This window comes from Pseudoalteromonas sp. TB64, assembly GCF_000498095.1.
GTDB lineage: Bacteria > Pseudomonadota > Gammaproteobacteria > Enterobacterales > Alteromonadaceae > Pseudoalteromonas.
Genome location: NZ_AUTQ01000092.1, coordinates 21828 through 37406 on the forward strand (window position 1 = coordinate 21828; position 15579 = coordinate 37406).

A 15579-nucleotide genomic window follows, 5' to 3' on the forward strand; every position below is an offset into this window, starting at 1 on the left:
TTTATAATATAAATAGTATTTGAAGCTATTTACACCACACAACGACACAATGACTACACACAATCAGGAGTTTTTAAAAATGATAATTAACAATACGTTATCGTTCAACAAGAAAACCGTACTCAGTATTGCTATCACCGGCATATTGGCAAGCGGGAGCGTTGCAGCCCAAGGAGCTGAAGGCGACACACCTACAGTAGTAAATGAAGATGTTGAAGTTATCGCAGTAACGGGTATCCGCAGCAGTTTACGTTCGTCAATGTTAGATAAAAAAGCGTCTAATGTTGTAACCGACGGGATAAAAGCAGAGGACCTTGGTAAATTTCCTGATTTAAATGTAGCAGAATCACTACAGCGTATTACGGGTGTTGCAATTGACCGTAGTGGTGGTGAAGGGCAAGCCGTAACTATTCGTGGTTTTGGTCCACAATTTAATACTGTATTAGTGAATGGTCGTCAATTAGCGACTGATAGTTCAGGTCGTGAATTTAATTTTGATGTATTAGCAGCCGACCAAATTACCGGTGCTGATATTTATAAAAGTAATAGCGCAAAATTACAAGAAGGCGGTATTGGCGGTACGGTTAACGTAACCACAGCACGACCTTTTGATTTTAGTGGCTTACATGTAATTGGTTCTGTTAAGGGAATGTATGAAACCTTATCTGAAGAAACCTCTCCATCAGCTTCGTTTTTAATTAGTAATACATTTAATGAAGATAAGCTGGGCGTACTTTTTGCTATTACGAATCAACAACGCAAACTACAAAACAACCAAATATTGACAGCAGGTTGGCGTGGTGGTCAAACAATTTCAAACTCTCGTGATGGTGTATTGTTTGAAGACGCTTATATCCCTCGTAACTGGGATCAAGTAGTTGATGAGCAAGACCGTGAACGTACTAACGCAAGTTTAGTATTGCAATACGCACCATCTGAAGACGTAACAGTAACTGTTGATGGTCTAATTTCTAAATTTGAAGTTGACTCAACAGTACGCGATTTAGCATCTTGGTTTGAACCAGATCGTGTTGGTAGCGCAACGATTGACCCAGAAACAGGCACTCTTTTATCGTTCACACAAGAAATTGGTTTAAGTTCAGGTAGTGGCGATCCGGCATCTGACTTTGTATCGCATACACGTAATTCACGCGATGTAACTAATAAAGCGTACGGTATCAATGTTGATTGGCAAGTAAATGAATCGCTAAAAGCAGTTTTAGATGTATCGCATTCTACAGCTGAAAATAACCGTGCGGGTCAAGACCGCTTCAACGTAGTTGGCATTATTAATAGCTATAGTTTTGATGGGACAGGAAGTGTACCTTCAGTAATACATGATGGTTTTGAAAATGGTTCATTGCCAGATCCGAGTCTTGCGCGTCTTCACTATAACGAAATTGGTAATCAATTTACTGACGAAGATGAAATTACAGAATTTAAAGCTGATTTTGTATACGTACCAGACAGAGGACCACTTGAGGCAATAAACTTTGGTGCATACCGTCAAGAACGTGAAAAAGCGAGCTTTCAAGTATTTGGTAGCCAATGTCAATTTTGTGGTTACGGAACAGAAGCACCACTTGATGCAATTGATTTTGAAGCCTATACAGCAAGTAACTATTTTCCAGGTTTAATTGATACATTTTACAGCTACGATGGCGATAAAATGCTTGATTACCTAGCGGATAAAGGCTTCCCTGTTGAGCCAACTCTGCAAAATAACCGTTATAAAATTAACGAAGACGTTACTAGTTTATACATGGACTTTACGCTGGGCTTTGACTTAGCCGATATGCCTGTAACAATTAACTTTGGTGCGCGTTACTCTGAAACTGATATTGAAGTAGCGGCAGTACAAAGTTTTATCTCTGATATTGTTCCAACATCTGATGCAACATTATTTGCAAACGTATTTGGCCCGGCTACAGATATTGCTGAGGGAACTAGCTACTCTAATTTACTTCCTTCAATGAATGTTAAATTTGAACTACAAGATAATATGATTTTACGCTTTGCTGCGTACGATAGTATTACTCGTCCAACGATGTCTCAGTTATCGCCAGCAACTAACTTTAACGAACCTCGCCGTCAAAACTTAACAGCAAGTGGTGGTAATCCAAACCTTAAGCCGTTCCAATCAGAAAACTGGGATATCTCTTATGAGTGGTATTACAACGACGCTAACTTGTTTAGCTTTGCTGTATTTAGTAAAGAAGTTGACGACTTTATTGTGACGTTAACGAACGACGAAACATACAATATTACTGATAGAACAGGTCCAGATTTTAACTGTAGCACTGCAAACTCAGATTTATGTTCAAGCGATGTGGTTGCTTCAACTGATGAGCTAAATGGTAGTTCAGAAGTATATAACGTAACACGCCCTCAAAATGGTGAATCAGCTAAGGTTACTGGTTACGAAATTGGTGTAACGCATATCTTTGATAATGGCTTTGGTATTATTGCTAATGCAACTGTAGTTGATAGTGACATTAGTATTTCTGAAGATTCTACAGAAACATTTGCACTTGAAGGTTTAGGCGACTCACAAAACTTAATTTTGTTTTATGAGCAAGATACCTGGCAAGCACGTATCGCATTTAACAACCGAGAAGGCTTTTTACGCTTAGTTGATAATGGTTTTAATGGTGAACCAGTGAACGTTGATACATACGGTCAATGGGATATTAGTGCAAGTTACGATATTAACGAGAACTTTACGGTTTTTGCTGAAGGTATCAATATTACCGAAGAAGAGTTAGTGCAAACTGGACGCTTCGATAATCAAATTTACTCAGTAGAAGATAACGGTTCACGTTACGCATTTGGTATTCGCGGAACGTTTTAATTGATAAAAAGAGGTTAGGGCATGTTTATCTTTCGAGATTAAATTTGCGGATGCGTGTTTTGCTTTTAGGCAAAACACGCCCTAGTTAGCCTTTTAGTTTTCATTGCAGTCCTCATGAGGTACTGCTACTAATAAGGTTGCTCTCACATTAAGTGTGTAGTTAATTAAATTTGTTTTAATGAAAGCTATTTTAGCAAGTGCCCAAAAGGGCACTTGTTACATAAAATATTATCAATAAATACTCAAAGAGTAGCGCACTATGAATAAAGCAGTAAAAACAGTAGCAGTAATAGGTGGTGGCACAGCTGGTTGGTTAAGTGCTGCTATTATTGCTTCTTATCACCAAAGCCAATCTGGTGAAGGTTTAAAGGTAATGCTAGTTGAGTCTTCTGATATTCCAACTATTGGAGTAGGCGAGGGCACATGGCCAACAATGAAAAATACACTTCAGCAAATTGGTTTGCGCGAAGTTGATGTATTTAAAGCCTGTAACGCAACTTTTAAGCAAGGTGGTAAATTTGTAAATTGGACTCATGGAAATGATGACTTTTATTACCACCCATTTACTGTACCGCTAGGCTATGGCCGAATAGATTTAGCCCCTTATTTAGATAATGTTGAAAACTTTGCACAGCAAACCAACTTTCAGCATGACATTTGCGAATCCAGCTTAGCTCCTCGTGGAATTACTCAGGGTGAATATCAAGGTAATTGTAATTACGCATATCATTTAGATGCAGGCGCTTTTGCTGAAATGCTTAAACAGCATTGTAAAAGTAAGCTTGGCGTAGAGCATATTATTGGCACTGTTGATCACGTTAAGCTTGATGACGATGGCGCTATAAATCACCTTACCTTAAAAGATCAAACTCACATTATAAACGCCGATTTATTTATAGACTGCACCGGCTTTTCATCTTTGTTATTGGGTCAAGCGCTCAACGTACCATTTAAAAAAATGGACCACGTGCTATTTAACGACAGCGCACTCGCTATGCAAGTTCCTTACGATGAAAACGAGCGTACACTTGCCAGTCATACCATTGCAACGGCGCAAAATGCAGGTTGGATTTGGGATATTGGTTTAACTCACCGCCGTGGCGTAGGGCATGTATATTCAAGCAAGTTCTTATCAGATGACGAAGCTGAGCAAAACCTACGACATTACTTAGGCGATGCTGCAAAAGGTTTAACTGCGCGAAAAATCAGTTTTGAATCAGGGTACCGTGAAAAGTTTTGGCATAAAAACTGTGTTGCTATAGGTATGTCGGCAGGATTTGTTGAGCCACTTGAAGCGACGGCTATTATGCTTGTTGAAATTTCAGCGCGCTTTGTTGCAGAGCATATGCCAGCCGATACACAAGTAATGCCTATTGTTGCTAAACGCTTTAACGAGCAAATGGGTTACCGTTGGCAGCGTATTATTGATTTTTTAAAGCTGCATTACATGCTAACTAAGCGTTCAGAACCTTATTGGCAAGCACATGTTAAACCCGACACTATTCCACAAAGCTTACAAGAAGACCTGTTGGTTTGGGGGAGTCGCGGTCCACTTATTCAAGACTTTCATGGCGCATTAGAGTTATTTCCCGCCGCTAGTTATCAATATGTTTTATACGGCATGGGCTTTAAGCCAGATTTTACTAAGCAAGCGTATTTACATACACAGCATACGCAAGCAAAACAAATTATTGAACGTAACAGCCAGCTAACACAGCAGATGTTGCAAACTTTGCCGCCGCACCGCGCTTATATAGAGCAGTGGTTGGCAGCTAACCCAGTTTAAGGATGTGTGAAGATGGCAATTAAAGAATTATCAAACACAGAGCACAAAGCATTAAAAATTAGTCCCGATGCGGCAGCTATTTACGCTTCAACTCAGCATTTACTTAATTTAAGAGCAACTGAAGTAGCTAAAATGACGTGCGACCTCCCTGTATTTTTTGCACGTAATGCACAAAATGGTAGCTACACACTGTCGGCGCTAACTAGTTTTAATGCAAATCAAAATTTATTGGTAAATAACACAAAATGGCAGGCACTTTACACACCAGTGTGCATGCAATCCTACCCACTTTATTTATTAACGCGCGAAGCTAATAGCAGTGATTACTTTGTTGCTATAGATGAGCAAAGCTCAGTAGTAAATACAACTCAAGGTGAAGCGTTATTTGATGGAAACGCAAACCCAAGTTTATTTTTAAGCGCACAACAAAAGCTACTTGAGGGCGATTTAAAAAATGACTACCTCACTTATCAATTTACACAAGAGTTAGCACGTTTAGGACTCATAAAAAATATTGATATTGTTTTGCAGTTTGGACAAGGCGAAACCCAAACTATTCAAGGTTTGAGCACTGTTGACGAAGACAAACTGCAAACGCTCGATAACGACACTATTGTTAGCTTACAAAAGCAAGGTTACTTAAATGTGCTAAATAGCATGTTAATTTCACTTTTTCAGCTCAATGCCTTAGTAAAACTTCATAATCTGCATCCAGAACTTAAGCCTTTAAAGCAAATTAAATTAGAACTAAGTCGGGATGCGCACGCGCTATAGCGTGTCTATTTTCACACACATATAAGAGACACACACATGTCAGATAACATTTTACAGTTGGTGGTTTTTGTTTTTGTCACCGCTTTAATTGGTGGCCTTACTTATTGGAAATGCCGAGGCCAAAATCGTAATAACGGACAAAGCCAAACCAAAGAGTATTTTTTAGCAGGCGGTGGCCTTACTTGGATGTTTGTTGCAGGTTCAATCACATTAACTAATTTAAGTACTGACCAACTTGTAGGTATGAATGGTAACCAAATGGCTTTGCTTGTTTGGTGGGAGCTTGCAGCAATTATAGGTTTGATTATTTTAGCCAAAGTGTTCATTCCTGTTTATTACAAATACAACTGTACAACCACCACGGAGCTTTTAGAAAAGCGCTATAACAACAAACATATTCGCGCTGTTATTGGGGGGTTATTCTTTTTAGGTAATGCGCTTATTTATATGCCGGCTGTAATTTATTCTGGTGCGCTATTTATGCAAACCATGTTTAAGGTGGATATTCCGCTAATGTACATTGCCACTGCATTTGCCATTGTTGGTGCTGTTTATGCATTTTTTGGTGGTTTACGTGCAGTTGCAGTGTCTGATACTTACAACGGCTTGCTTGTACTCGGTATGGCAGTTTTAGTGGTGTTTTTGGCACTTAATGCCATTGATTATGACTTTACGGGTATACCACAGGAACGTTTAACATTAATTGGCGATGCTGATTCACCTATTCCGTGGCCAACACTTTTAACCGGCATGATCTTTATTCAAATGTATTACTGGGGTACTAACCAAACAATTACACAACGAGCAATGGCTGCACCTAATGTTAAAGAAGCGCAAAAAGGTATATTTGCAGCAGCAGGCATTCGCTTTTTAATCGTACCTGCAATTGTAGTATTACCGGGTATTATTTCTTTTAAACTTTATGGCGATATTGGTGACGCTGCTTATGGTCGAATTGTTGGTGACGTAATGCCAACATGGTTGACTGGTGTATTTGCAGCAGCAATGGCAGCAGCTGTTCTATCTACTTACAACAGCTTATTAAACTCAGCAACGGCATTGTATGTGTGTGATATTCACGAAGCTTACTTTAATAAAGAGCCAAGTGTTGTAAAGCTAAGTGGTTACGTAACATTGCTACTAACAAGCTTAACGCTTGTACTTGTGCCAATTTACCAGCAAGCCGATAGTATTATTAACTTACTACAACAATTAAATGGCTTATTAAGTATGCCGATATTCTCTATTTTTGTAGTGGGCTTATTATTTAAAAATGTTGATGCGCGTGCGGGTATTGCAGCGGTAATTTTAGGTGTGGCTATGTACGGTATGCTTACGTTTGCAAATTCACCACTACATACTGATATTCATTACATTCACTTAATGCCAATTACCCTGATTGTATGTGTGGCTTTTGCATTAATAGTAAATAAAGTGGTGTTTGGCTTAAACGCGCAGTGGGCAGGTAAAACACCGGAGCTAGATAGCGCAGCGCAAGTACAAAAATAGATTAAAGATAATTTAAGCTGACAAAATCGGTCATAGGAATTCCTTGGCCGATTTTTTTATATATCAAAAAGCAGTAACTGTACTTTTGAGTTAAGGTTAATTTAATACTTTTTATTGCAGTGGTACTTCCAGTGAGTTTATCTGACTATTTGTGATGTAAAGACTATTAAAACCTAATTTATATGATATATACTATTATTATTGAAAGTCACTGTCTGACCGATCGTGTCTCAAGCAATAATAAATGAGTTTACACACAAAATCACTGACTCACACACTCGCATTATTTAACTCGTAATAGATTAAGAGGATAGGAGAATTATGGCCGACATTAAACCATTCTTTCGATTAGACAGCGCTAACAGCACCGTTATTTTCGACTGCCAGAGCAAAACACCGGCGTTACTGTATTTTGGTAAGCGCCTATCTGAGCAAACAACAGAAGCAATGCTAACTCAGCTTGCTACTCGCCAAGAAGTTAAATGTGCAGTTGTTGAAGAGGCACCTATTTCTCTTTCTCCATTATTGGGCGAAGGCTTTACTGGCGCACCAGGTCTTGAACTAGTAAATGACTCAATCGCATGGTCAGCAGGTCCAACGCTTAAAGAAGTTCGCCAACCTACCAGCTCAACTGTTGAGTTTGTAAGTGTTGATGAGTTACGTGGTATTGAACTTGTGCATAGCATTACACTCGACTACAACAGCGATGTACTGAGTGCGCATACGGTATTAACTAACTTAAGCGATTTACCGCTACAAGTTAATTACTGTGCAGCACCTACTTTTCAGTTACCAGATAGCGTAAGCAAAATAGTGAGCTTTGAAGGTCGTTGGTCAAACGAGTTTCAACGTCAATCGGTTGATTTATTTTTAGGAAGTTTTGTACGCGAAAACCGTAAAGGCAAAACATCACACGATGTATTCCCTGGCTTATTAGTGCATAACGAAAATGCAGGCGAGCAGCACGGCGAGTGTTATGGTTTTCACTTTGGTTGGAGCGGCAATAATAAACTACGCGCAGAGCTTTTAGCTGAAGGTCGTCGTTACGTGCAAATGGGCGAGTTATTATTACCTGGTGAGCTTACGCTTGCTAAAGGTCAAACATATCAAAGCCCAAGTATTTATGGCTCGTTTTCGAGTGAGGGTTTTAGTGCGCTTTCTCGTAATTTTCATCGTTTTGTTAAAGCTAATTTACTTAGCCAAGCGCAACGTGAAAAAACACGCCCTGTGCATTACAACACGTGGGAAGGCATATACTTTGATCACGACGTAGACACGCTTAAGCAACTAGCCGACAAAGTAGCCCCGTTAGGTATTGAGCGTTTTGTACTTGATGATGGTTGGTTTAAGGGTCGTCGTGGCGACAATGCGGGGCTGGGTGATTGGACAGTAGATTATGAAATTTACCCCGATGGTTTATCGCCAATTATTGACCATGTAAATAGCTTGGGTATGGAGTTTGGTATTTGGTTTGAACCAGAAATGGTCAACCCTGATAGCGATTTATACCGTGCGCATCCAGATTGGGTTTTAGGCTCTGAAAACAACGAACAATTGAGCTTTAGAAATCAGCTCGTACTTGATTTAACTCGCTCTGAGGTTGTTGAGTACTTATACAAAGCAATTGACGATATTTTAGTTGAATATCCAACTATTAAGTACATTAAGTGGGATATGAACCGTGATATTAACCATGCAGGAAACTTTGCAGGTAAACCAGCGGTGCACCAGCAAACATTGGCGCTTTATCGTTTAATTGACCGCATTAAAGCCGCGCACCCAGGGCTTGAAATAGAAAGCTGTTCGTCTGGTGGTGCGCGCGTAGATTATGGTGTACTGGCACACACAGACCGTGTATGGACGTCAGATTCTAATGATGCGCTAGATCGCCTTGAAATACAGCGTGGGTGTTCGTTCTTTTTCCCATCGTCGGTAATGGGCGCTCACGTAGGTCCGCGAGATTGTCATATTACAGGGCGTAACGTCAGTATTGAAATGCGTGCTGCGGTATCACTGTTTGGTCATATGGGGATAGAAATGGACCCACGTGAACTGAACGATCACGAATACAATGCACTTAAAGCGGCAATAGCACTTCACAAAGAGCATCGCGACTTTATTCATAGCGCCGATTTATACCGCCTTGATAGCGACGATTTATCAATTAACTTTGGTTTAATTGATGAGCAAAAAACAAAAGCGTTATTTGCGTATAACAGTGTTCGTGAAACACCGCGTACAGCGCCTAATAAATTGCGTTTTGTTGGTTTGGATACTGATGCGCAGTACACACTCAATTTAGTGTGGCCGGTAAAATTTGAAGAATATCGTCCCTCTTCTATGACTGCGGTAAATGGTCAAACGTTTACAGGTGAAGCGCTAATGCAGTTTGGTTTACAAATGCCAATCTCATTCCCGCAAACATCACTTATTTTTGAACTTACAAAAGCTTAGTTTTTAACGTAGGCAGCAAAAAGGGAGCTAATTAGCTCCCTTTTTTAATCTGTTAAAAGTAACTTATTACTACACCAGCTTTGATTCAATAAGCTCAAGTGCTTCTTCTAAAATAGTTTCTACCGCTTTTTTTGCACGCTCAGGATTACGCGATTTAATTGTATCTAAAATATCAGCATGTTTTGCTACATCAGCACCTGGCACACCTTTAATATGGTTAGTGTAGCGAATACTTACGCGTAATGCGGTGCTAATAAATTCAGTTAATTGTACAAAAAAGCGATTGTTACTTGCCACTAATATGCTGGTATGAAAAGCAATATCTGCTTCAAGAGGATCGTCTAATCCTTCATCGGCATCAGCCATGCGTGCAAGGGCGTTATCAATTTCAGCTAATTGCTCTTCAGTTGCGGTCATTGCAGCAAGCGCTGCGGCTTGTGGCTCTAAAGCAACACGGACCTGAGTAAATTCTTTTAATAATGAAAGTGACGGTTTGCTGCTTAAAATCCAACGCAGTACGTCGGTATCAAACATGTTCCAGCTGCTTTCTGGCAATACGCGAATACCTTGCTTAGGGCGTGATGAAATTAACCCTTTAGCAGAGAGCATTTTTACAGCTTCGCGAGTGGCGCTGCGGCTCACATCGTATTTAATACATAAGTCAGCCTCTGATGGCAGACCTTCACTTACAGGATAAACGCCACGCACAATAGCAAAACCCAAATCGTGGGTTAGTTGGTGTGTTAAGTTTTGGCGAGGTTGGCTTTTCATTGTGCGAATTTCCGAGTTCATTATTGCTTGGTTATATATCATATATCATATTAATGTACGTAAGGATATGATATAAACTTTTTATTAGCTAAATATTTTAACACAGCAATAACAACTTAGTTTGGCTCTTTATACTGTAAATGTAAGTTTATAAAGAGTTTAAATAAAATTGAAAATGCGCTGTATGGAGAGTTGAATTTGAACACCCTAGCTCAATATCATAGTCTTTCTGGTAAAGTTATTTTTATTACTGGTGGTGCTTCTGGCATCGGAAGAGCAATGGTCGAATCATTTGCTAAGCAAAAGGCTAAAGTTGCTTTTATTGATATCGACGATGATTCTGCGCAGGCGCTCATTAACGATCTCCCAAATGCTAACATATGGTACAGGCAAGTAGATGTAACCGACTCTCATGCTTTGCAGCAATCATTAGTTGATGCGTGTGCAGCCCTTGGAAGCGTAAATGTATTAGTTAACAACGTAGCTAACGATCGTCGCCAAGCAAGTGAAGACGTTACCGTTCAAGATTGGGATCAGTGCCTGCAAATTAATTTAAATCCAGCTTTTTTTGCCTCGCAAGTTGCTATGTCGTTTATGCAGCAAGAAGGTGCCGGTAGCATAATAAACTTTAGCTCTATTAATGCCATTATGGGGCAGCCTCAAATGGCGGGTTATGTAACGGCTAAAGCTGGGCTTATAGGTATGACCAAAGCATTAGCACGTGATTATGGCGAATTTGGTATTAGGGTAAATGCTATTTTACCTGGTTGGGTTGCCACCGACCGCCAATTAGCAAGCTGGTTTACCCAAGCCGAGCAGGTTAAATGGATGGAAGCCATGGCACTTAAAAAGCTCGTTACTCCAGAAGATGTTGCTAACTTAGCGATGTTTTTAGCGGCGGATGAAAGCAGTATGATCACCGGGCAAAGTATTAAAATTGACGGTGGGAGACTCTAAAGTTTGACTACTTCATCTCTTTTTATAGCCGTAGATTGGGGGACCAGTCATTTGCGCGCCTATTTGTGCCGTGTTAACGCACAACAACCACTCATGTTGCTTGAGCAACGAGACGGACCTGGTGTTGTAAAATCTAGCCAAAATTTTGAGCAAACTCTCCTCAATACTATTGAGCCTTGGAGTGAGCAATACGGAAAAGTACCTGTTTACATTGCAGGGCAAATTACCTCAAGTATAGGTTGGCACGAAACGCCTTATTTAGAATGCCCTATTAATCCAGAAAGCTTACTTGATGCTGCTATTAGCTTTGATTGTGCAGGGCATACTATTAAAGCGTTACCGGGCACAAAATGCACCTTACAAAATACGTTGTTTGATGTAATGCGCGGTGAAGAGCTGCAAATATTAGGGTTTTTAAAACAAAATCCAGAGTATCAACAGGGTAAAATATTACTGTGTTTACCAGGTACACATACTAAGTGGGTACTTATAAACCATGGTGAAATAATCTGCTTTAAAACCGCAATGACGGGCGAGTTATACGATTTACTGTGCCATCAAAGTGTTTTAATACCAAGCGACTGTGAAGAAGGCTGTTTTGATTGGAGAGCATTTGAACAAGGCTGCGAGCTTACTCTTGGTAGTGATAGCGGTAATTTAGCGCATGGTATTTTTAGTGTGCGTACTCGTCAGCTTTCAAAAGAGTTAACACCGGTGCAAGCTAAAGCTTATTTATCGGGCGTGTTAATTGGCAGCGACGTACGAGCAGCTCGCCATGCAAGCGAGTGGCAGCTACTAAGTGATACCCAAGTTGTAGTAGTGGGGACTAAACAGCTCAATAAATGTTTTTCTACTGCGCTTAATCAAATAGGCGTTAAGTGTGCTGAGTTTGATATTAAAGCAGCCACATTGAGCGGTTTTAACTTTTTATATAACCGAGAAAATAAAACCCCTTTATAACGCTTAAGCTATAAAGGGGTTTTACGGGAAGTTATTAAAAATTATTAAAGATTATTAAGCGCTTTTAGCTGCTTTGCTTTGTTCAATATAATTATTAAGCGATGCAGTTTGGGCTTCATTAAAGCGCAAACCTAACTTTGTACGGCGCCATAATATGTTATATGCGTTTTCTGCCCATTCTTCGTTTAATAAAAAATCGACCTCTGCTGCAAATAAATTATGACCAAAGTCTTGCCCTAAATCGCTTAATTGCTTTGCGTTACCTAAAACATTTTCAGCTCGTGTACCGTAAGTACGTAAAAAGCGGTTTAACAGTATTTGTGGTAACCAATTATAGCGGGTTTGCAATTGAGCTTTGAGTGCTTTTACCGAGCTAAAATCGCCACCTGGTAAAGCGCTATGCTTAGTCCATGCTTCGCTCATTTGTGGGTAAAAATCTTCAAGCTTATTAACCGCAGCTTCTGCAAGTTTACGATAAGTGGTAATTTTTCCGCCAAATACGCTTAGTAATGGCGTGTGTTTACCTTCGCTAGAAAGCTCTAGTTTATAGTCGCGAGTAACTGCTTGTGCATTAACTGATTCGTCATCAAGTAATGGGCGTACACCCGAAAAAGTATGCACTATGTCTTGGCGTTTAATTGGCGTTTTAAAGTAGTTATTAGTGATATCGATAAGGTAATCAATTTCTTCTTCACTAATTTTTACATCCTGTGGGGCACCTTTGTGCTCAACATCGGTTGTGCCAATAAGTGAGAAGTCATCTTCAAACGGAATAACAAATACAATACGCTGATCTTTGTTTTGTAAAATATAAGCTTGTGGCTCGTCGTGAATGCGCGGTACTACTATGTGGCTACCTTTTACAAGGCGAATATTTTGTGGCGACTTTTCTTCAAGTGCTTCATCAAATAATTTAGCAACCCAAGGACCCGCCGCATTTACAATACCTTTAGCCGAAATAGCATAGCGAGATTGAGTACTTTGTTGCTCAAGAGTTACTTGCCATTTGTTTTCTTCGCGATGCGCTTTTACACACTTGGTTTGCGTGGCAATTACAGCACCTTTTTGTTGCGCTGCTAGTGCATTTAAAATAACTAAACGAGAGTCATCAACCCAACCATCTGCGTATTCAAACCCTTTAGTAATTGAAGGCTCTAACACGCTATGCTCACCAAATTTTATACTTTTAGATGCTGGTAAGGTAACGCGTTTAGCTAAATTGTCGTACATAAACAAGCCAATACGAATCATCCAAGCTGGGCGTAAATGCTTTTGATGTGGCAATCTAAATGTAAGCGGCCACATAATGTGTGGAGCGTTTTTTAAAAGTACTTCACGCTCAGCTAGCGCTTCTTTTACTAATCTAAATTCGTAGTGCTCAAGGTAGCGCAGACCGCCGTGAATAAGCTTAGAGCTATTTGAAGACGTTGCACACGCTAGGTCTGACTGTTCGCACAAAAGTACTTTAAGTCCTCTCCCTGCAGCATCTGCAGCTATGCCTGTGCCGTTTACGCCGCCACCGATGACTAGTAAGTCATATTCGTTATCTGCTAATTTCACCGAGCACCCTTTTTTATTTGTAATATAAATAATACATATAGCATCATAAAGCCGCTGTTTTCATTTGACAATAGAAAACTCAGTTTTTTATTAGTTAACTTTTGCGCTGATCCATTTGTAATTTAGGGCAGTAAAACACGCCTTTTTAACCTAATATTTAACGAGGTTAAAAAGGCAAAATGACTAAAAATGTAGCTTTAGCCATTTGGATTTACTGCGGGCAGTTTTTATTTGTTAAACACACTTGGGCTACGCAATGCTGCCATTTTGCATATAAATCGTTGCGCTCGTCGGCGCTCATGGTTGGTTCAAAACGACGGTCACATGTCCACATTTTAGATAGCTGCTCAGTTGACTCGTAAACACCTGTTTGTAAGCCTGCTAAATAAGCAACACCTAAGGAGGTTGTTTCGGTTACTGTAGGGCGCTCAACAGTGGCACCTAAAATGTTTGATAAAAAGGTCATTACCCAATTATTTTTAACCATACCGCCATCTACGCGAAGCACACTTGGGCGCAAACCGTCACGTTCCATCGCTTTTTGTAAATCTTTGGTTTGATAGCCAACCGATTGCAGCGCTGCAGCAACTATGGTGCTAATACCTGAGTCACGCGTAAGACCCAAAATAGCGCCGCGTGCATTAGGGTCCCAGTAAGGAGCGCCTAAACCAGTAAACGAGGGAACTAAAAACACACCATGATCGAGCGGTACATCTTTTACCATCGACTCACTTTCGCCAGCATGACTAAGTAACTTTAAGCCTTCAACAATCCACTGCATGGTTGCACCCGCCATAAAAATACTGCCCTCAATGGCGTAGGTTGGTTTTCCATTTAAACGATAGGCAACGGTAGTTAGTAAGCGGTTTTCAGAAGTAAGCGCTTTTTCGCCGGTGTTAAGCATTAAAAAGCAGCCCGTACCATACGTACTTTTTGCCATGCCTTGCTCAAAACATGCATGCCCAACAAGTGCTGCTTGTTGATCGCCTGCTATACCACATACGCGAATTGGTGCGCCAAAAATATCAGCGCTCGTTGAGCCAAACTCATCAGCTGAGTCCATCACTTCTGGCAGCATCGACTCTGGAATATCGAATAATTCTAGAAGTTCTTGATCCCATTGCTGCGTATGAATATTAAATAACATAGTGCGCGATGCATTGGTTGCATCGGTACGATGTTCTTTTCCGTCAGTTAGCTGCCAAAGTAGGTAGGTATCAACTGTACCAAACGCAAGTTCGCCAGCAAGCGCTTGTTCGCGTGCGCCCTCAACATTATCTAAAATCCAACGGATTTTAGTGGCTGAAAAATACGGGTCGAGCAATAAGCCTGTTTTATCGCTTATAGTTTGGCAAAGCTCATCGGTCGTTAAGCTTTCGCAGTAGTCGCTGGTGCGTCTATCTTGCCAAACAATCGCGTTATAAATAGTTTTGCCTGTTTTTTTATTCCACACTAAGGTGGTTTCGCGTTGGTTAGTGATACCAATGGCGATAATTTCTTCAGGTTTTACATCATTTTTAGCGAGTACTTCGCGGCTGGTGCTAAGTACTGTTTGCCAAATATCGTTAGGATCGTGTTCAACCCAGCCATTTTGTGGAAAATGCTGAGGAAATTCTTGTTGTGCTGTACCAAAAACGTCTGCATCTTTTGTAAACAAGATGGCACGAGAGCTTGTGGTTCCTTGATCAATTGAGAGTATGTATTTGGACATATTTATTAATATTATTTATCTTGTATATAGCTAGATTGCCTTTAACTGTGACTAATGGCAATGGTTTTTTCTTAAAATATCTGATTAAAAAGTAAACGTACTTGTTTTTACCAATAACTGTTTAGCAAAAGGTGTTTTACTTTAGATAATTTTAAGTGCGAGCACGGCTATTTAAAAAAATAGCCGTGTTGGTTAAGTTACTTAGCGTGTGGTTTAGCTTGCTGCCAATCCATGCCGGTAGAAAAG

At 40.1% G+C, this 15579-nt stretch carries 10 protein-coding genes; 7 read left to right on the forward strand and 3 right to left on the reverse strand.

Annotated features, from left to right (window positions below):
- The first annotated feature begins 79 nt into the window (after positions 1-79).
- From L647_RS0106300 to L647_RS0106320, 5 genes are all read left to right on the forward strand, one after another.
- Positions 80-2851 carry a TonB-dependent receptor gene (locus L647_RS0106300; protein WP_024610409.1) on the forward strand — a complete coding sequence of 924 codons (2772 nt, stop codon included), beginning with the start codon at positions 80-82 and terminating at the stop codon, positions 2849-2851.
- Positions 2852-3110: 259 nt separating this feature from the next.
- Complete coding sequence (locus L647_RS0106305; protein ID WP_024610410.1) at positions 3111-4637, forward strand: tryptophan halogenase family protein; 1527 nt, start codon at positions 3111-3113, stop codon at positions 4635-4637.
- Between the two features lie 12 nt (positions 4638-4649).
- Positions 4650-5411, forward strand: a complete 762-nt coding sequence (locus L647_RS0106310) for a SapC family protein (RefSeq protein WP_024610411.1) — start codon at positions 4650-4652, stop codon at positions 5409-5411.
- Between the two features lie 36 nt (positions 5412-5447).
- Positions 5448-6920: an SLC5 family protein gene (locus tag L647_RS0106315; RefSeq protein ID WP_024610412.1), complete on the forward strand. Its 1473-nt coding sequence runs from the start codon at positions 5448-5450 to the stop codon at positions 6918-6920.
- A 321-nt stretch (positions 6921-7241) separates the two neighbouring features.
- Complete coding sequence (locus L647_RS0106320; protein ID WP_024610413.1) at positions 7242-9374, forward strand: alpha-galactosidase; 2133 nt, start codon at positions 7242-7244, stop codon at positions 9372-9374.
- A 69-nt stretch (positions 9375-9443) separates the two neighbouring features.
- Here the strand turns inward: L647_RS0106320 and L647_RS0106325 are convergent, their stop codons facing one another.
- Positions 9444-10145 carry a FadR/GntR family transcriptional regulator gene (locus L647_RS0106325; protein ID WP_024610414.1) on the reverse strand — a complete coding sequence of 234 codons (702 nt, stop codon included), beginning with the start codon at positions 10143-10145 and terminating at the stop codon, positions 9444-9446.
- Positions 10146-10343: 198 nt separating this feature from the next.
- On the opposite strand from L647_RS0106325, the gene L647_RS0106330 reads away from it, so the two are divergent.
- Positions 10344-11102: an SDR family NAD(P)-dependent oxidoreductase gene (locus tag L647_RS0106330; RefSeq protein WP_024610415.1), complete on the forward strand. Its 759-nt coding sequence runs from the start codon at positions 10344-10346 to the stop codon at positions 11100-11102.
- Between the two features lie 3 nt (positions 11103-11105).
- On the forward strand, positions 11106-12062 hold the full coding sequence (locus L647_RS0106335) for a 2-dehydro-3-deoxygalactonokinase (RefSeq protein WP_024610416.1): 957 nt from the start codon (positions 11106-11108) through the stop codon (positions 12060-12062).
- A 54-nt stretch (positions 12063-12116) separates the two neighbouring features.
- Here the strand turns inward: L647_RS0106335 and glpD are convergent, their stop codons facing one another.
- Positions 12117-13622, reverse strand: coding sequence for a glycerol-3-phosphate dehydrogenase (gene glpD / locus L647_RS0106340; protein ID WP_024610417.1), 1506 nt, complete (start codon positions 13620-13622; stop codon positions 12117-12119).
- A 211-nt stretch (positions 13623-13833) separates the two neighbouring features.
- Positions 13834-15333, reverse strand: coding sequence for a glycerol kinase GlpK (gene glpK / locus L647_RS0106345; protein ID WP_033024294.1), 1500 nt, complete (start codon positions 15331-15333; stop codon positions 13834-13836).
- Positions 15334-15579 lie beyond the last annotated feature (246 nt).